This is a genomic window from Candidimonas nitroreducens (assembly GCF_002209565.1).
Classification (GTDB): Bacteria; Pseudomonadota; Gammaproteobacteria; order Burkholderiales; family Burkholderiaceae_B; genus Candidimonas; species Candidimonas nitroreducens.
In genome coordinates this window covers 241,470-258,340 of record NZ_NJIH01000001.1, presented here as the reverse complement: position 1 = coordinate 258,340, position 16,871 = coordinate 241,470, and the positions used below count along the sequence as shown (strand labels likewise).

Here is a 16,871-nt window from a genome sequence, read left to right as displayed (position 1 = left end):
AATCCCATACCCACTATCGGACCTGCGGGCGGTACCATATAGCCAGGTTGCCGCAAATTCTAGACTAATCGGTCTATAAAAACCATGGCTTCTCGGCGTTTTTCGGAAAAAACTGCTGCCGATTGGCAGCCGTAGCCAAAGATCGCCACCGAAGCCAAATCGGCTTATGAGGTCGATTTCATGAGCACCTTATGGGCGATACCTGGCTCAAGCAGCTTCCGGAATGCAGGAGCAATGGTTTCATCACATGTCATATGAGTCTAATATGACACCCTATATCGCTCGGCCAGCACACAGAAACCACTCTGCCCGATCTGTATAATTTGGCTCGCTAGCGCAAATGTAGAGGCGACATGGGCATTAAACGTTCTGCAGGCGAGAGGATCCCGGCGGCAAGCCAAGGTCATGGCCTGCCTTATGTCAGCACACGCGATGTGCTGATTCGTTGTGGCATGGAATTACTGACCGAACGCGGGTTTGCCGCAACCGGCCTGGATGCCATCTTGCAGCGAGCGGGAGTTCCGAAGGGATCCTTCTACCACCACTTCCGGAACAAGGACGCTTTCGGTGTGGCCGTGCTGGCGACATATGACGACTATTTCCAGCGCAAGCTGGATCGTTGGCTGCTGGATGAGTCTGCTGCCCCGTTAATGCGTATCCGAAATTTTGTCATGGATGCGGCGCGGGGTATGGCGCGACATCGATTTACCCGTGGCTGTCTGGTCGGAAGCTTCGGCCAGGAACTCGGTGTCCTTCCGCCCAATTATCGCGAGCTGCTCAATAATATTTTTTCAGGCTGGTCTGAAAAAATAGCCCAGTGCCTGCTTCTTGCACAGCAAAGCGGGGAAATAGCACAGGACATAGACTGCCATGCTTACGCGCATTATTTCTGGCTAGGCTGGGAAGGGGCTGTGATGCGGGCTCGCATGACACAGTCCACCGAAGCGCTGAACCTGTTTGTGGACGTCTACATGAAGAGTCTGGCTGCCGTATGAAAAGGGCAATCGCTCTTGTTGGAACGAACCCGCCCTGAACAAAAGGCCTTTCCGAAGTAACAGGCTTGTACCCGGCGCGCGCTACTGCACCAGCGGTGAGGCCGCCGCATCGAGTTCGACGCCCGAAATGTCGGCGCCGCCGGCCAGCACGCGCACATATTGCGACAAGGCGCGGGCCTCGCTGCGTTTGCGCAGTTCAGCGGCGACTTCTGCGCTTACCAGTTCATAAGGCACCTGCCTGCCTTCTATGCGCTGGTCGATCGCGACGATATGAAAGCCGTGGCGCGTGGTGACCAGTTGCGGCAGCACCCCCAGCGTAGCGTCGCCAAAGATGGCCTTTTCGAATTCCGGCACGGTTTCGCCGCGCTGCAGCTGGCCGAGGTTGCCGCCATTGGCCCCGGATGGGCAGTTGGAGTGTTCGCGGGCGTGTTTTTCGAATAGAGCCGGATCCGCCTGGATTTCGTGCAGCGCGGCTTCCGCGACCCCGCGCACTGCCGGCACCGGCGAGCCCGGGGTTATCTGGAACAGTATGTGGCGCGCGCAAACCAGGTCGCCGCTGCGAAAGCGCTGCGCATTGGCCTCGTACCAGCGCCTGCATTCTTCGTCCGTGGGTTCCGGTACCGCCACCTCTTGCGCCAGCGTGCGCTCTATCGCCCTTTCTACCTCGATTTCACCGGCGCCGTCGGGCAAAAGCCCGAGCTCGCAGGCGCGTTGCCGCAGCAATTCATGCACGGCGGCCAGCTGCGGCGTGGGCCATGCATCCACATCGACTTCAATGTCATTGACCGTGACGTTCATCGGGCCTCCGAACGGCCGCGTTTGCGCACCAGCTGGTAGGGGCGGAACAAGTAGGCCAGCGACCCGACGCCGCTCCAGATGTGCACCATGCGGGTGAACGGCGAGACCAGGAATATGGTGAAGCCGAGGAAGATATGCAGCTGATAGACCCAGGGCATGCCTTGCAGCAGTGCCGCGGAATTATGGAACAGCACGACGCCCTGCACGTAATGAACCAGAACCTCGAAGTGCGCGCCGGACATGTCTTGTGCCGAATACGGCACCGTCAGAATGCCCAGCGCCAGCTGCAGCCACAGCATGATGACGATGGTGATGTCCCACTTGCGGCTGTTGCTGCGGATGCGGCGGTACGCCAGGCGGCGGTGTATCAGGACGGTAAGGCCTATGATGGCGACGATTCCGGCGACGCCGCCGACCAGCATGGCCAGCAATTGGTGCTGGGTCGGGCTCATCAGCCACAGCACCAGCGGTTCCGGCATCAGGAACCCCACGAAATGGCCGAGCACGACCACGATCACCCCGTAGTGAAACAGATTGGATCCGAATCGGAGTTCCGCCTTGTGCAGTATCTGGGACGAGTCGCTTTTCCACGAGTACGGTTCGCGGTCGAAGCGTATCAGGCTGCCCAGCAGCAGTACGGTAAGGCAGATATAGGGATAGATGCCGAACAGGAATTGGTTCAAGGGCGCAGGCAGAGTCATTGCGGCACCTCCGGCAAGATTGTGGAACGGCTTGGATTGACGGATTGCGGCCTTCGGGGATGGAAGGTAATGGGCTGGGCCGCGGGCTTCGGGGCCGGCGGCGCAAATGCGGGCTGTTCTTCCCAGGCGGCATCGAGGTCTTCGGGCGGTGGCGCCGCGGCATGCGTGTCGAGCCCTTTCTCGCGCCCCAGGGCAAGCAGCGCCGCCATGACCGCCGCATAGCGGCTGTTCAGTGCGAGCAGCGTGTTGCCCAGCTGGCGCAGAATGTGGGCGATCTCGCCGATGGTGTCTTTGGTTTCGGCCAGGTCGCGGCAGCTCAGGTATTCCAGCAGCAGGGGCAGATGGTCGGGCAGTTCGTTGCTGGCAGGCTCCATGCCGGCGGCTAGATAGCGTTCGCGCAAGGCCACCATGGCCGAGCCGCGTTCGCGGCCGTCGCCATGGACGTGCTCGAAAAGGTTCAAGGAAGTGCGCCGCCCGTGATCGAACAATTCGACATAGCGGCTTTCGGCATCCAGCGCCCCGCTGTTGGAAATTTCATCCGCCAGCGCAATCAGCTGGCCTTTATGTTGCGCGTCGAGCGCGCGCGAGTCGCGGATGGCCTCGACGATTTCCGGCAGCGCCGCGCGCAGCTCGGCGTCAGGGTAGGCCAGCAAGGCCGACAAGGCGCGCAGCAGCAGGGTCGGGTTGCGGGACATCGGCGGCCTCACTCTTGCTCGTCGAGTTCGCGGATGGGCACGACACGGCGCCGCCCCATCTTGCCGCCGAACAGGCCGGCCTTGGCGTCGATGCCGTCACAGCCGTTGCCGAAGGTGAAGCCGCAGCCGCCGCGGATCTGGTAGGCGTTCTCGGCCTCTTCCCGGTGCGCGGTGGGAATGACGAAACGATCTTCGTAGTTGGCGATGGCCAAGTAGCGGTGCATGTCCTTGGCGGTCGGCTCGTCGAGCCCGACGCTGGCCAGCAGATCGGGGGCCGGCGGCTCGCCCAGCTGGCGCGCGCGGAACCAGGCGCGCATGGCCATCATGCGTTCAAGAGCGGTGACGATGGGAGGCTCGTTGCCCGCGGTCAGGAGGTTGGCCAGGTAGCGCACGGGTATGCGCAGCGAGCCGACATCCGGCAGGCCGTTGGCGCTGCTGGCTATGGCGCCCGCATTGGCATGCGCGGTAATGGGCGACAGCGGCGGCACGTACCAGACCATGGGCAGCGTGCGGTATTCAGGGTGCAGCGGGAAAGCGATTTTCCATTCCACGGCCATCTTGTAGGCGGGCGACTTTTGCGCAGCCTCTACCCATTCCGCCGGGATGCCGTCCGCCTGGGCCTGGCGCTGGACTTCAGGGTCGAACGGATCGAGAAACACGTCCAGCTGCGCCTGGTACAGGTCTTGCGGGTTTTCGGTGCCGGCGGCTTGCGAAATGCGGTCGGCATCGTACAGCAACACGCCCAGGTAGCGGATGCGCCCGACACAGGTTTCCGAGCACACGGTGGGCAGGCCGGCCTCGATGCGCGGATAGCAGAAGGTGCACTTCTCGGCCTTGCCGCTGACCCAGTTGTAATAGATTTTCTTGTAGGGACAGCCCGATACGCACATGCGCCAGCCGCGGCATTTGTCCTGGTCGATAAGCACGATGCCGTCTTCTTCGCGCTTGTAAATGGAGCCCGACGGGCACGAGGCGACACAGGTGGGGTTGAGGCAGTGCTCGCACAGCCTGGGCAGGTACATCATGAAGGTGTTCTCGAACTGCCCGTATATGTCTTTCTGGATCGCCTCGAAGTTGTAGTCCTTGCTGCGCTTGTCGAATTCACCGCCGAGAATTTCTTCCCAGTTCGGGCCCGACTCGATCTTGTCCATGGTGCGCCCCGACACCAGCGATATGGGCCGCGCCACGGGCGCGGTGGGCAGCTCGGGCGCCGTCTGCAGATTCTCGTAGTCGAAGGTGAACGGCTCGTAGTAGTCGTCGATTTCCGGCAGGAAGGGGTTGGCGAAGATGCGCGCCAGCACGGCGAAGCGCCCGCCCTGCTTGGGCACCAGCTTGCCGTTGGCCTTGCGTTCCCAGCCGCCCTTCCAGCGTTCCTGGTTTTCCCAGTCGTTCGGATAGCCCAGGCCGGGCTTGGTCTCGACGTTATTGAACCAGGCATATTCCATGCCTTTGCGGGACGTCCAGACATTTTTGCACGTGACCGAACAGGTGTGGCACCCGATGCATTTGTCCAGATTCAGCACCATGGCGACTTGTGCGCGTATTTTCATGGCTTTGTGCACCTTATGCCAGTTTGGCGCCCAGCTCCGCCTCGCGGGCGGCATGCTGGACGCGATCCATCCAGTCGACTTTCTGCATCTTACGCACGATCACGAAGCCGTCGCGATCGGAGCCCACCGGGCCGTAGTAATTGAAGCTCCAGGAAAACTGCGCACAGCCGCCTATCATCTGTGTGGGCTTGAGCACGATGCGGGTCACCGAATTGTGGATGCCGCCGCGCATGCCGGTGATTTCGGAGCCCGGCACGTTGACGATTTTTTCCTGCGCGTGGTACATCATGCACATGCCTTCGTGCACGCGCTGGCTGACGACCGCGCGGGCAGTCAGCGAGCCATTCAGGTTGAAGCACTCGATCCAGTCGTTGTCCACGATGCCGGCCTTCTTGGCGTCCACCTCGGAGATCCAGACAATCGGCCCGCCGCGCGACAGCGTAAGCATGATCAGGTTGTCGGTATAGGTGCTGTGTATGCCCCATTTCTGGTGCGGGGTAATGAAATTCAGCACGATTTCGGGTTGGCCATTGCTTTTCTTGCCAAGCAAGGGATTGACCGTGCGGGTGTCGATCGGTGGGCGGTAAATGGCGAACGCCTCGCCGAAGTCGCGTATCCACTGGTGATCCAGATAGAACTGCTGGCGGCCGGTGAGCGTGCGCCACGGCACCAGTTCGTGCACATTGACGTAGCAGGCGTTGTAGCTGATCTGTTCGCTTTCGATGCCCGACCAGGTCGGCGAACTGATGATCTTGCGCGGCTGCGCCTGCAGGTCTCGAAAGCGGATTTTTTCGTCTTCGCGGGCGGCGGCCAGATGCGCGTGGCTGCGCCCGGTGGATTTGGACAGCTCTTTCCAGGCCCGAACCGCGACTTCGCCGTTGGTTTCCGGCGCGATCATGAGTATGGTTTCGGCGGCGTCGATGTCGCTGGCGAGCCGCGGGCGCCCTTTTGCCGGCCCATCAGCCACCGTGTAATTGAGCTTGGCGAGCTCTTCGACTTCGTGATGCATGTCCCAGCGCAAGCCCTTGCCGCCATTACCTAGCGTGTCGAGCAGCGGCCCGACCGAAGTGTAGCGCGCATGCACTGCGGCATAGTCGCGCTCGATGAAGCTGATGTTGGGGCCGGTTACGCCGGGCACATAATCGCACTCGCCCTTTTTCCAGTCGCGCACCTCGAAGGGCTGCGCCAGTTCGGCCGCCGTGTCGTGCAGAATAGGCGTGAGCACTACGTCCTTGACCGTGCCCAGCTTGCCCGCCGCGAGTTCCGAGAACTTCTTGGCAATGGCCTTGAAGGTTTCCCAGTCGCTTTTAGATTCATACACCGGGTCGACCGCGGCCGTGAACGGGTGGATGAACGGATGCATGTCGGTGGTGGACAGGTCGTGCTTCTCGTACCACGAGGCAGTCGGCAAGACCACGTCCGAATACAGCGCGGTGGTGGACATGCGGAAGTCCAGCGTGACCACCAGGTCGAGCTTGCCCTCGGGGGCCGGGTCGCGCCAGGTGATTTCCTCGGGCTTGGCACCGCCCTCTTCGCCCAGATCCTTGCCCTGCAGGCCGCAGCCGGTGCCCAGGAAATGCTTGAGGAAATATTCATGCCCCTTGCCGGACGAGCCCAGCAGATTGGAGCGCCAGACGAACAGATTGCGTGGATAGTTGTCGGGGTTGTCGGGGTCTTCGCAGGCCAGCGCGAGCCGGCCGGATTTGAGTGCGTCGGCGACGTATTGCTTGGGATCGCTGCCGGACGCCTGCGCTTCGCGCGCAATATCCAGGGGGTTGCGGTTCAGTTGCGGGGCAGAAGGCAGCCAACCCATGCGCTGCGCGCGCACGCTGCAATCGACCACGCTGCCGGTGTGCCGGCTGCGGTCGGCCAGGGGCGAGAGCAGGTCGTCGATGTGCTGGGTTTCGTAGCGCCATTGGTCGGAATGCAGATAGAAGAAATCGGTGCCCGCCATCTGCCGCGGCGGGCGCACCCAGTCGAGCGCGAACGCCAGCGCCGCCCAGCCTGTTTGCGGGCGTACTTTTTCCTGACCGGTGTAGTGCGACCAGCCGCCGCCGGGCTTGCCGACCGTACCGCACAGCATCAGCATATTGATGATGGCGCGGTAGCTGACGTCTTGGTGGAACCAGTGGTTCATGCCCGAGCCGATGATGACCATGGAGCGGCCCTGGGTCTTCTCGGCGTTGTCGGCAAAGCCTCGCGCCACCTCGATCATCTGGGCCGCGGGCGTGCCGGTGATGGATTCCTGCCACGCGGGCGTGTAGGGTACGTTGTCGTCATAGCCCCGGGCGCATGTGCCGCCCAGGCCGCGATCCAGGCCATAGTGCGCGCAAAGCAGGTCGAAGGTCGTGGCAACCAATGTTTCGCCTTGGCGTGTCGCCAGCTTGCGCACCGGCACGCGCCGCAACAATATGTCGCCTTGTTCGTTGTGCGGAAAATGTTCGTGAACCACCCCGCCGAAGTACGGAAAGGCCACGTCCAGGACATCGTCGCGGTGATCGATCTGGCTGAGCTCCAGCCGGATTTCGGTGCCGTCTTCGGTGGCCTGCTCCAGATTCCATTTGCCTTGGCCGGGGCTGTCTTTGCCGGGCCAGCGAAAGCCTATGGAGCCTCTGGGCGCCACCGGCACGCCCTGCTGGTCGAAGCCCACGGTTTTCCATTCGGCACGTTCGGGCGTGCCCAGGGCATCGGCGAAGTCGCTGCAGCGCAGGTAGCGGTCGGGCACCCAGCGGTCACCGTCGCGGCGCAGGGTCACCAGCATGGGCAAGTCGGTAAAGCGCCGGCAATAGTCCTGGAAGTAGTCGACCTGGCGGTCGAGGAAGAACTCGCGCAATATTACGTGGCCCATGGCCATGGCCATGGCGCCGTCGGTGCCCTGCTTGGGGTGCAGCCAGATGTCGGAAAGCTTGGAAACTTCGGAATAGTCGGGGCTGACGGCGACGGTTTGCGTGCCGTTGTAGCGCGCCTCGACGAAGAAGTGGGCGTCGGGCGTGCGGGTCTGGGGAACGTTCGAGCCCCAGGCAATGATGTAGCTGGAGTTGTACCAATCGGCCGATTCGGGCACGTCGGTCTGTTCGCCCCACACCTGCGGACTGGCGGCGGGCAGGTCGCAATACCAGTCGTAGAACGACAGCACCGATCCGCCCAGCAGGCTGACATAGCGTGTGCCCGAAGAATAAGACACCATGGACATGGCCGGGATCGGCGAGAAGCCCGCAATGCGATCGGGCCCGTAATGCTTGATGGTGTATACGTTTGCTGCCGCGACCAGTTCCAGGGCCTCGTCCCACTTCGCGCGCACGAAGCCGCCCATGCCGCGCACCGCCTTGTAGCTCTTGGCATCCGGATCCTGCATCAACGCTTCCCAGGCCTCGACCGGCTCGAGCGTCTTGCGCGCTTCGCGCCAGCGCTGCAGCAGGCGGCCGCGTATCATGGGGTACTTCAGGCGATTGGCGCTGTACAGGTACCACGAATACGAAGCGCCGCGCGAACAGCCGCGCGGCTCGTGGTTGGGCATGTCGGGGCGGGTGCGGGGGTAGTCGGTCTGCTGGGTTTCCCAGGTGACCACGCCCTGCTTGACATGGATTTTCCAGCTACAGGAGCCGGTGCAGTTCACACCATGGGTAGAGCGCACCACCTTGTCATGCGCCCAGCGATTGCGATAGCCGTCTTCCCATTGGCGCGCCTCGCTGCGCACTTCGCCCCAGCCTTCGGAATACGGTTGGCGCGGCCGAGAGAAGTACCGCAAGCGCTCCAGGAATTGGCCCATGACTCGCTCCTATGTGCTGCATAGTATGCCTGACACGGATCCGCAATCAAAAAAACAAGGGTGTTGCTTTGCCTTGCCGCACTGTTTGTACTGCCTGCGGCTTTACGCCTTGCTCTTTTTGATTGCAAATCCGTACAACAGGGAACTTGCTGGCCGGGCGGCCTGATTCGCCTAGCCGTATTTCCGGCCGAGATCTCGATGAAAGACGTCGAGATCAGCGTTGCTCTGGCAATATCATATAACTGTAAGCGCGCAGTTGGAACCGCTGTCAAATAAATTTCAATGTGTTCCCGCTGCGATCGAAGGCTATGAATTCATCCACGCGGCCGTCGTTGATCGCCTGCACCATGAAGTGCAGGGGCTGGTCGGCCTGGTCGGGATTCGGCGCAATGCCGCCGCGGCCGGCCAGGCTGCTGATGAATACGACGTCCCATGCTAACCCGGTGGCCGCCGATTCAGCCGCCAAAGCCGCGAAGCTGGTAAGGTCTTCCGGGGCCTTGTCTACACACAGGCAAGGCCGCAGGCTACCCCCCTGCCCGCTTTCAAAGCGTCGCCGCTGCTGCGCAGTGGGCTGGTCGGGCAGCTCTTTCTGCGCAAATACAAATAGCAAACGCTGTGGTTCGTCCTGCTGGCGCGCGGCCGCGAGCAGCGAGGCAAAGTCGGTCAATGGCAGTTCGGTATCCGGCATGATGCAGAGTTTACGTCGCTGGGTTTACGTTGATCTGATAGGCCCGTATTATTCATCCAGCGCGACGGGCTGAACCCCGTAGCGCTGCTTTTCCTTGCGATCGATGGCCGAGGCGATTTGCGACAAGCCGATATTGATCAGCATGAATGCGATCGCGGCAATGACCTGAACCTGCAGCAATGAACGGCTGAAATAGGCGCCCAGCACCGTCGCCGCACGCAGCAGGTCGAAGTAGCCGCCCAGCACGAAAGCCAATGTAGTGCCCTTGAGCACGATCACCATCTGGCTGACCAGCCCCGGGCTCATCATGCGCAGCGCCTGCGGCAGCAGTATCAGCCACATGCTTTGCAGCCCGGAGAACCCCAGCGCCGCGGCGGCTTCGGACTCGCCCAGCGGCAAGGCCTGGACGCCCGCGCGCACCAGGTCCCCGACCACGGCGGTACTGTAGAGCGACAGCGCGATCACCAGAAACCAGAAATCCGGCAGCGGCAGGCCCCACGAGGGCAGCACCAGAGAGGTGAAGAACAGCAGCAGCAGTACGGGAATGCCGTTGAACACGTCGGTGAACACCCGGCACGGGTAGCGGATTATTTTCCGCTTCGAGAGCAGCCCCCACCCAAGAAAGCAGCCGAAGAACATGGACAGCAGCATGCCGACGACGGCCGCCCGGATGTTGTTGAGCAGCCCTATGCCCAATTGCCGCCACACGCCCCATAGCGCAAAAGGCTTCCAGGCCGCGGCATCGAACGCACCGTTCCTGTCCAGTGTCCAGACGGCCAGGCCGGCGACGATGATAATGACCGCCCAGGCCAGGGCCTCGAACATGCGGTAGCGGCGCCGGCCGCGCGGGCCGGGCTCTTCGAATAAGGGACTGGTATTCATTTGCTGAAAGCCACCCTGCGCTCGAGCATGGCCACGAGACGCTTGAGAACCAGACAAATCACGACGTAGGCGATCGCCGCCCCGCCGAGCACGACGAAAGCCTGCACTTCCTCGATGGCGACTTTGTCCGCGACGAAAGTCAGTTCGGCGACCCCGACGATGGCGGCCACCGAAGAGTTCTTCACCAGCAGAATCAGCACATTGCCCATGGGCTGAACCACGGCTGCAAAAGCCTGCGGCAGAACCAGATTACGCATCGTGCCGAACGGCCCGAACCCCAACGAGCGGCTCGCCTCGAGCTCGCCTATGGCCACCGCATTCAGGCCCGACCTCAGCGTCTCGCAGACGAATGCCGCATGGTAGGTGACCAGCACGATGGCCGCCGAGGAGAACAGCGAGAACACGATGCCCAGCAGCGGCAGCCCGAACACGAACAAGACCATCTGCACCGGAATGGGGACATTGCGGAACACCAGAATATAGGCCGCGGCCACGACCCGCACCGTGCGTATGGGGCTGACGCGCATCATCGCCAGCACCGTGCCCAGGATCAGGGCGCCGACCCAGCCCAGCACCACGAGCCCTACGGTGAACGCGACGCCCCATGCGAATTCACCCAGGTGAGTAAGCAGAACCGACATCAGTCGCCTCGCTGGCCGCGGGTTTTCTTAGTACAGGATGGGAGGCGGGCTGACATTGCCGGGCATCACCGTGCCCAGCGTGCTGTCGTAGATCTTCTTCCATTCGCCGTTGGCGGCGATTTTCTTCAGGTACGAATCCAGGTAATCGTGCAGCGCCTTGTCGCCCTTGGGCAGGCCGATGGAATCATTGTCCGAGGCCTTCTTGCCTGTCGTATTCAGCAATTCCGTGGGCACGAGCTTGAACTTGCCGGGGTTCTGGCTCATTTGCCCCAGCAGTATGCTTTGCGTGGTGGTTACGCCGTCGACCCGCCGCTGCGCCAGCGCTTCCATGCATTGCGTCATCGAGCTGAACACCGTCAGCTTGGCCTTGGGCGCATTCAGGGGTACGTATGTTTCCGAGCCCGAACCCTTGGTCACGCAGATGTTCTTGCCGTTGAGGTCAGACACCTGCTTTATGCTGGTGTTGTCCTTGTTCACCATGGTGCCGATCGGGCTCATCAGGTAGGGCCCTGCAAAATCGACGGCCTTCACGCGTTTCGCGTTGGGCGGATAAGTGGCGATGACGATGTCCACCTTGTGCTGCTGCAGGAATACCTCGCGGTTGCCGCTATTGACTTCGACGAACTCGATGTTGTCGGGGCTGCCGGTCAGATCCTTGGCGATGCCGTGCGCAAGCTGGATGTCCATGCCTTCGAGCTTGCCGGTTACCGGGTTCCTGAGCCCGAACAGCGGAAAGTCGACCTTCACGCCCACGATCAGCTTGCCGCGCTTCTGTATCTTGCCCATGGTGGTGTCTGGTGGATACTGCTTGACGGCCGAGGCGGCGAAGGCGCCGGCACTGCCGCCCAGGGCCAACGCCGCGGCGACGGCCAGACAAGGAAAGATTCTTGATGGTTTTATGAACTTCATGTCTCTACACTCCTTTTACCTGCTTTGTGATGCAGCGGCCATGCACCTGCGCACGGCCGCTGAAGAAATCGAAGTCTTTCAGCGCACCGAGGCCAAAAAGCTGCGGGCGCGCTCGCTTTCGGGCTCGGTGAAGAAGGCTTCCGGGCCTGCCGTCTCGATGATGGCGCCGTCGGCCATGAACACCACCCGGTCGGCGCACGATCGGGCAAATGACATTTCATGCGTGACGACGATCATGGTGGTTCCCTGCCCGGCCAGTTGCTGCATGGTTGCCAGAACCTCTTGCGTCGATTCGGGATCCAGCGCGGAAGTCGGCTCGTCGAAGAGTATGACCTTGGGATCCATTGCAAGGGCGCGGGCGATGGCCGCACGCTGGCGCTGGCCTCCGGAAAGCTGCGCCGGCATGGCGTCCGCCTTCGAACGGATGCCGACCATGTCCAGCAGGCGGTAGGCGTTGTCCCGCGCCCGGGCCTTGTCCTGGCCGAGGATTTTACGCGGCGCCAGGGTCACGTTGTCCAGAATCGATTTATGTGAAAACAGATTGAACGACTGGAAGACCATGCCGATGCCGGCGCGGAATTTGTATAGTTCCTTGCCCTCGACCGGCTGGGGCTTGCCGTCGACGAGTATCGACCCTTCATCGATGATCTCAAGCCTGTTGATGGTGCGGCACAAAGTAGACTTGCCGGCGCCCGACGGGCCGATGATCACGACCACCTCGCCGCGCCCGACCGCCAGATTGATGTCTTTCAGCACTTCCAGCGCGCCGAAGCGCTTCCATACCCCGCGGAACTCGACGATCGGTTCCTGGTTCGACGTCCGTTCGGCGTGGTTCATGTATCTGCGCCTTTAAATATGTGCGGTGGCGGACTGTTCGACGGCGGGCAGCTGGGCCCTGCATTTGCCGCACACGCCCTTCACCTCGATGTCCGATTCCACAAAGCCCGAGTCGGCCTGCCGCAGCTTCTTGCGCACGGCCTCGTAGGCTGCGTCGTCCTGTAGTTCGGTTACGGATTGGCAGCGCGAGCACACCAGCAGCAAAGGATGATGCGCCGAGTGTTCGGCGGTGCACACCACGAATGTATTCAGGGCGTCGACCCGATGAACCAAGTGCTGGGCCATCAGGAATTCCAGGGCGCGGTATACCGTCGAGGGCGCAACGCGCCCGTGGCGCGCGCGCATGTCGTCCTGCAGGTCGTAGGCCTTGGCCGATCCGCCGCGCCGCAGCAGCAGTTCGAAGATTTCTTTGCGCTGCGCCGTCAGCCGGCTTCCCTGGACGCGGCAATGCGCCTGGGCCGCCTCCAGTTGCGAGGCGACCTTGGAGCCTGACGGTTTGGAAGTCGGTTTGGATATGCTGGCCACGCGCACAGTTTACAACGCGCGACGCCCTTGCGCGCACCCGGCGAAACCCTTGCCTGCCACGATTTCCCGGCACGCGGGTGCTCGGGCCGAGCCGGCCCGCGGCCACGCCGTCGCAGGCGGCCCGCGCGGCTGGCGCGGGAAACACAAGCCTGGAAACACAAGCCTAGAAACGGCCGCGCATCCCGACCATGATGCTGCGCCCTCCTTCGGGCGCGATATCTCTCAAGACCGAGGTCGCGTAGCGTATGGTCTGATTGGTCAGGTTGTTGCCGCGTACGTAGGCCAGCCATTGCACGCCATTTGTCTTGAAACGATAGGTGGCATTGGCGTCCAGGCTGTAATAGGCGCTGGTCGGCGTATCGTCGTCCGGCTTGCGGTGCTGGGCGAATGCGCGCGTGGCGCTGACACCGGCGCCCCAGGGCCCGAGGGTATAGCCCAGTCCGGCGGTAAGACGCAATGGCGGGATGCGCGGCAGCGGCTCGCCCGTGTCGCTGTTGCGCGCGTTGGTGTAGTCGCCCGACAAATTCAAATCGACCAAATGCCCGCCCCGCTCGAATATCCGGAACCTGCCTTCGGCCTCGAAGCCGAAAAAGTCCGCCGGCACTGCCCGGTATTGCGCCTCGGGCAAGGCATCGTCGGTGTCGGCGCTGACCAGATCGCCGTCGTCGTCGCGGAACCTGCCGGTATTGAACTCCGCCAGGTAGTTGGTGAAATGGCTGTAGAACACACCCACGCTGCCTCGGTGCGGGCCGTCTTTGAAGCGCAAGGCCAGGTCGCCGGAATAGGCCCGCTCCTTTTTCAGGTTGGCGGCGCCGACCAGATACTGTCCGGTGGCCTCGTGCGGCCCGTTGGCATACAGTTCGTAGAAGGTCGGCGCACGCTCGGTATATGAGGCATTGGCCGCCAGGGTCCAGATGCCGGTCAATTTATAAATGCTGCCCAGCGAAAAACTGCTCGCGGTGAAACTGGCCTTGTCCGACCCGCTGAAGCGTTCGTTGCCCCCTGGCGATGGCGACAGCCGGGTGTATTCGAAGCGAGCCCCCGCGCTGAGCTTGAAGCGCTCGTCGACGGGCCACTCTTCCAGGGCGAACAAGGCGGCCGTATCGGTGGTCGTCGTGGGTACCAGCGCTTCTGAGCCCAGCGCGGAAAATTGCGTGCTGCCGAATTGCACACCCAAGGCGCCCTGCAATGGCCCGATATCGGCGTGGCGCGCCTCTATGCGGGCTTCGTAGCCGCGGTTCTTGAATATCGTCCCGACTTCTCCGTCGTCCACTTCCTTGTGTTCGTAGTCGGTATAGGCGAAATTGCCTTTGATGCTCTTGAAGGGCCCCGCCAGATCGCGGATTTCCCCGGCCGCGCCGAAGCGTTCCTGATGCATCCTGATGCGCACGCTGTCTTCGGCCACGGAGCCATAGTCGGCGTCGAAGCCGCTGTAGGACAGGCCCGCATAGCCATGCTCGCCCGTCCATGACATGCCCAGTGCCCCGCCGCTGTCGCTGCCGTCGCTGTTGGGCAGGCGGTAGCGCGGCTGCTCGACCCCGGGGCCGTCGCTGGCGCGCTGCTGGCTCGACCTTGCATAGCCCGGGATGCGCAGCTCGCTGGTCTTGCGCCCGAAAGCGTCCGCGTGCAAGGCAAAATTCCCATTGCCCGCCTCCAGTTGAACCGCGCCGTCGCGATCGTTGCCGGCGCCGCCGTAGTTGCCCTGGATTCCTCCCTGCACGCCCTCAATGGGTTCGCGCGGAATCCGGTTGTCGAGGGTGTTGACGACCCCGCCTATGGCATTGCCGCCGTACATCAGGGCGGCCGGGCCGCGCAGGATCTCGATGCGCTCGGTGGACAGCGGATCCTGCGGCACGGCATGGTCATACGACAGCGAGGACGCATCCAGCGTGCCCACCCCGTTCTGCAGCAGCCGGATGCGGTCGCCGTCCATGCCGCGGATGATCGGGCGGCCGACCATGGGGCCATATGTGGTGCTTGCCACTCCGGGCAGGCCATTCAGGGTCTCGCCCAAGGTGGCGCTGCGGCGCAGCTCCAGATCCCGGCCATCCAGTATGGTCGAGGGCATGGAAAGCGTGTCGCTGCCCAGCGGATTGCCGGTAACGACGACCGGCGAGAGCACGGCCGGCTGCCGATTCTCGTCCGGATCCGTTTGCGCCTGGGCGGACTGCGCCAGCGCCATAGCCAGCGTCAGGGGTGCGAGCGCCGCAAGCCGCGGCATGTTGCGAGGCAGCGCCGCCACCGCGCGGGGAAAATCGATAGAGGAAGGTTTCATAACTTGTCGATATGTCTGAAGGAAAAAAACGTGTGTCTTCCCATCGAGGCGGCCAGCAGGTAGCCTGCGGCGCTGAGCGCCGAAATCCAGAAGCTCGTCGGCCAGTCCGTGTAATAGGCGAGCGCGATGCCCAGCCAGGCCTCGGCGACGGCCAGGCCGGCCGACAGCGCGACACCAAAACCGAGCCGGCTCGACAGGCGCTGCGCGGCCGCACCCGGCCCGACCATCAGTGTGAAGACGAGCAGGACGCCCACGATCTGAATGCATTGCGCCGTAGCGAGCGCGACAACGGCCAGGAACAGCACCGAAATCCACCGCGTAGACACGCCCTTGGCTGCAGCGAGCTCCGGCTGCAGGCTGGCGAACACCAGAGGACGGGCGATCAGAGCGAGCAGTACCAGGCACAGCGCCGCAATGGCGAACAAGGCTCGTACCGTGTCGAGGCCGACCCCCAGCACATTGCCGAAGAGCAAGGCCGTCGCCCGGGTGGCATACGACGTGTAGAAGTGCAGGAAAAGCATGCCCAGCCCCAGTGACAGGGCCAGGATCGCGCCAATGGCGACATCACTGCCCTGCAGCCTGTCTCCCATGAGTCCCATGGCGATCCCGCCGAGCAGGGTCGCGCCGATCAGCCCGCCCAGAGGTGTCAGCCCGAGCAAAGCGGCGCCGGTCGCGCCGGCAAAGCCGACATGCGACAAGGCGTGGCCCGCAAAGGTCTGGCCGCGCATCACGAGAAAATAGCCCACCACGCCCGACAACAGCGCCACCACGCCGCCGGCCGCAAAAGCATTACGCATGAAGTCATAGTCAAGCATCGTGGACATGGGCGCCTCTTTCGACCTCGATCCGGCCCGACAGCACGAAAATCCGACCCTCGATCTTCAGCACTTCGATCGGCGAGCCATACAGCCGCGACAGCACCGGCGCCGTGATGACCTCTTCCACCGTACCCAGCGCGGCGCGGCCGCCGCCCAAATACAGCACTTGATCCACCGCGCCCAAAAGCGGGTTCAAGTCGTGAGCGCTGAACAAGACGGTGATGCCGGTTTCCTGCTGTACGTGTTTGACCAGTTCCACCACGCTGCGCTGGTGTTGCGGATCCAGGCTGATGAGAGGTTCGTCCAGCAGCAGGAGCCGCGGGCGGCCCAGCAGCGCCTGCGCAATCAACAGGCGCTGCAGCTGCCCGCCGGAGAGCTCGCATACCGGCCGCCGCGCCAGATCCGTCGCGCCCACGGCATCGAGGGCGCGGCCCACATCGCGCCGCGCCGCCTTGCCCAGTATCGGCAAGCCCCAGCGATGGCCATTGCTGGCGCTGGCCACGAGATCCCAGCCGCGCAATCGCTGGCGCGCCGCGGCGCTGCGTGTCTGGGGAACATAGCCTATCGCGGCGTTGCCGCGCGTGGCGGCGCACCCCAGCACCTGGATCGCGCCGCGCTCGAGGCGCACCAGCCCCAGGATCGCCCGCATCAAGGTGCTTTTTCCCGCCCCGTTGGGCCCCAGCACTCCCACGAAGCGCCCCGCCTCGATCTGCATGCAGATGTCGGACAAGACCGCTCTCGCGCCGAACGAGATCGAAACGTGTGTCAATGAAAGCGCAGCCATCGCG

At 62.9% G+C, this 16,871-nt stretch carries 16 protein-coding genes; 2 read left to right on the top strand and 14 right to left on the bottom strand.

Translation table 11 applies throughout. The features are described 5' to 3' along the window. Nucleotides 1–353: 353 nt before the first annotated feature. The gene (gene acuR / locus CEY11_RS01170; protein WP_088601499.1) at nucleotides 354–995 is read left to right on the top strand and encodes an acrylate utilization transcriptional regulator AcuR; all 642 of its coding nucleotides are present in this window, start codon (nucleotides 354–356) and stop codon (nucleotides 993–995) included. Nucleotides 996–1,076: 81 nt separating this feature from the next. On the opposite strand, the gene CEY11_RS01165 is transcribed toward acuR, so the two are convergent. From CEY11_RS01165 to CEY11_RS01145, 5 genes are read right to left on the bottom strand one after another with little or no spacing between them, the layout of a single operon-like run. Then, nucleotides 1,077–1,793, bottom strand: coding sequence for a peptidylprolyl isomerase (locus tag CEY11_RS01165; protein WP_088601498.1), 717 nt, complete (start codon nucleotides 1,791–1,793; stop codon nucleotides 1,077–1,079). Beyond that, a complete protein-coding gene (narI, locus tag CEY11_RS01160; RefSeq protein ID WP_408608091.1) occupies nucleotides 1,790–2,494 on the bottom strand; it encodes a respiratory nitrate reductase subunit gamma in 705 nt (234 codons plus the stop codon). The genes CEY11_RS01165 and narI overlap by 4 nt, the downstream gene beginning before the upstream one ends. Continuing rightward, nucleotides 2,491–3,189, bottom strand: coding sequence for a nitrate reductase molybdenum cofactor assembly chaperone (gene narJ / locus CEY11_RS01155; RefSeq protein WP_088601497.1), 699 nt, complete (start codon nucleotides 3,187–3,189; stop codon nucleotides 2,491–2,493). The genes narI and narJ overlap by 4 nt, the downstream gene beginning before the upstream one ends. A gap of 8 nt (nucleotides 3,190–3,197) precedes the next feature. Then, nucleotides 3,198–4,739: a nitrate reductase subunit beta gene (gene narH / locus CEY11_RS01150; RefSeq protein WP_088601588.1), complete on the bottom strand. Its 1,542-nt coding sequence runs from the start codon at nucleotides 4,737–4,739 to the stop codon at nucleotides 3,198–3,200. Nucleotides 4,740–4,752: 13 nt separating this feature from the next. Beyond that, nucleotides 4,753–8,508 (bottom strand): nitrate reductase subunit alpha, encoded by a 3,756-nt coding sequence (locus CEY11_RS01145; RefSeq protein WP_088601496.1) that lies wholly within the window; start codon nucleotides 8,506–8,508, stop codon nucleotides 4,753–4,755. Here CEY11_RS01145 and CEY11_RS25320 point away from each other — a divergent pair. Next, nucleotides 8,507–8,674 carry a hypothetical protein gene (locus tag CEY11_RS25320; protein ID WP_158215158.1) on the top strand — a complete coding sequence of 56 codons (168 nt, stop codon included), beginning with the start codon at nucleotides 8,507–8,509 and terminating at the stop codon, nucleotides 8,672–8,674. The two genes, CEY11_RS01145 and CEY11_RS25320, sit on opposite strands and share 2 nt — an antisense overlap. Before the next feature lie 102 nt (nucleotides 8,675–8,776). Here the strand turns inward: CEY11_RS25320 and CEY11_RS01140 are convergent, their stop codons facing one another. From CEY11_RS01140 to CEY11_RS01100, 9 genes are all read right to left on the bottom strand, one after another. After that, complete coding sequence (locus CEY11_RS01140; RefSeq protein WP_233154659.1) at nucleotides 8,777–9,196, bottom strand: ribonucleotide reductase subunit alpha; 420 nt, start codon at nucleotides 9,194–9,196, stop codon at nucleotides 8,777–8,779. A gap of 48 nt (nucleotides 9,197–9,244) precedes the next feature. After that, entirely contained in the window at nucleotides 9,245–10,078 is an 834-nt protein-coding gene (locus CEY11_RS01135; RefSeq protein ID WP_088601495.1) for an amino acid ABC transporter permease, read from the bottom strand. After that, nucleotides 10,075–10,719 (bottom strand): amino acid ABC transporter permease, encoded by a 645-nt coding sequence (locus CEY11_RS01130; protein ID WP_088601494.1) that lies wholly within the window; start codon nucleotides 10,717–10,719, stop codon nucleotides 10,075–10,077. The genes CEY11_RS01135 and CEY11_RS01130 overlap by 4 nt, the downstream gene beginning before the upstream one ends. Before the next feature lie 27 nt (nucleotides 10,720–10,746). After that, nucleotides 10,747–11,628, bottom strand: a complete 882-nt coding sequence (locus CEY11_RS01125) for a glutamate ABC transporter substrate-binding protein (protein ID WP_088601493.1) — start codon at nucleotides 11,626–11,628, stop codon at nucleotides 10,747–10,749. 78 nt (nucleotides 11,629–11,706) lie between these two features. Continuing rightward, the gene (locus tag CEY11_RS01120) at nucleotides 11,707–12,429 is read right to left on the bottom strand and encodes an amino acid ABC transporter ATP-binding protein (protein ID WP_233154671.1); all 723 of its coding nucleotides are present in this window, start codon (nucleotides 12,427–12,429) and stop codon (nucleotides 11,707–11,709) included. Between the two features lie 48 nt (nucleotides 12,430–12,477). Next, nucleotides 12,478–12,990, bottom strand: coding sequence for a Fur family transcriptional regulator (locus CEY11_RS01115; RefSeq protein ID WP_158215157.1), 513 nt, complete (start codon nucleotides 12,988–12,990; stop codon nucleotides 12,478–12,480). A gap of 163 nt (nucleotides 12,991–13,153) precedes the next feature. Next, nucleotides 13,154–15,265 (bottom strand): TonB-dependent receptor, encoded by a 2,112-nt coding sequence (locus tag CEY11_RS01110; RefSeq protein WP_233154658.1) that lies wholly within the window; start codon nucleotides 15,263–15,265, stop codon nucleotides 13,154–13,156. After that, nucleotides 15,262–16,080 carry a metal ABC transporter permease gene (locus tag CEY11_RS01105; protein ID WP_088601490.1) on the bottom strand — a complete coding sequence of 273 codons (819 nt, stop codon included), beginning with the start codon at nucleotides 16,078–16,080 and terminating at the stop codon, nucleotides 15,262–15,264. The genes CEY11_RS01110 and CEY11_RS01105 overlap by 4 nt, the downstream gene beginning before the upstream one ends. Beyond that, on the bottom strand, nucleotides 16,073–16,867 hold the full coding sequence (locus CEY11_RS01100) for a metal ABC transporter ATP-binding protein (RefSeq protein ID WP_088601489.1): 795 nt from the start codon (nucleotides 16,865–16,867) through the stop codon (nucleotides 16,073–16,075). The genes CEY11_RS01105 and CEY11_RS01100 overlap by 8 nt, the downstream gene beginning before the upstream one ends. Nucleotides 16,868–16,871 lie beyond the last annotated feature (4 nt).

Coding starts and splice junctions, on each gene's coding strand:
- CEY11_RS25320 (WP_158215158.1), top strand. CDS start 8,507: ATGACTCGCTCCTATGTGCTGCATAGTATGCCTGACACGGATCCGCAA.
- narH (WP_088601588.1), bottom strand. CDS start 4,739: ATGAAAATACGCGCACAAGTCGCCATGGTGCTGAATCTGGACAAATGC.
- CEY11_RS01130 (WP_088601494.1), bottom strand. CDS start 10,719: ATGTCGGTTCTGCTTACTCACCTGGGTGAATTCGCATGGGGCGTCGCG.
- narJ (WP_088601497.1), bottom strand. CDS start 3,189: ATGTCCCGCAACCCGACCCTGCTGCTGCGCGCCTTGTCGGCCTTGCTG.
- narI (WP_408608091.1), bottom strand. CDS start 2,494: ATGACTCTGCCTGCGCCCTTGAACCAATTCCTGTTCGGCATCTATCCC.
- acuR (WP_088601499.1), top strand. CDS start 354: ATGGGCATTAAACGTTCTGCAGGCGAGAGGATCCCGGCGGCAAGCCAA.
- CEY11_RS01100 (WP_088601489.1), bottom strand. CDS start 16,867: ATGGCTGCGCTTTCATTGACACACGTTTCGATCTCGTTCGGCGCGAGA.
- CEY11_RS01145 (WP_088601496.1), bottom strand. CDS start 8,508: ATGGGCCAATTCCTGGAGCGCTTGCGGTACTTCTCTCGGCCGCGCCAA.
- CEY11_RS01105 (WP_088601490.1), bottom strand. CDS start 16,080: ATGCTTGACTATGACTTCATGCGTAATGCTTTTGCGGCCGGCGGCGTG.
- CEY11_RS01125 (WP_088601493.1), bottom strand. CDS start 11,628: ATGAAGTTCATAAAACCATCAAGAATCTTTCCTTGTCTGGCCGTCGCC.
- CEY11_RS01140 (WP_233154659.1), bottom strand. CDS start 9,196: ATGCCGGATACCGAACTGCCATTGACCGACTTTGCCTCGCTGCTCGCG.
- CEY11_RS01165 (WP_088601498.1), bottom strand. CDS start 1,793: ATGAACGTCACGGTCAATGACATTGAAGTCGATGTGGATGCATGGCCC.
- CEY11_RS01135 (WP_088601495.1), bottom strand. CDS start 10,078: ATGAATACCAGTCCCTTATTCGAAGAGCCCGGCCCGCGCGGCCGGCGC.
- CEY11_RS01110 (WP_233154658.1), bottom strand. CDS start 15,265: ATGAAACCTTCCTCTATCGATTTTCCCCGCGCGGTGGCGGCGCTGCCT.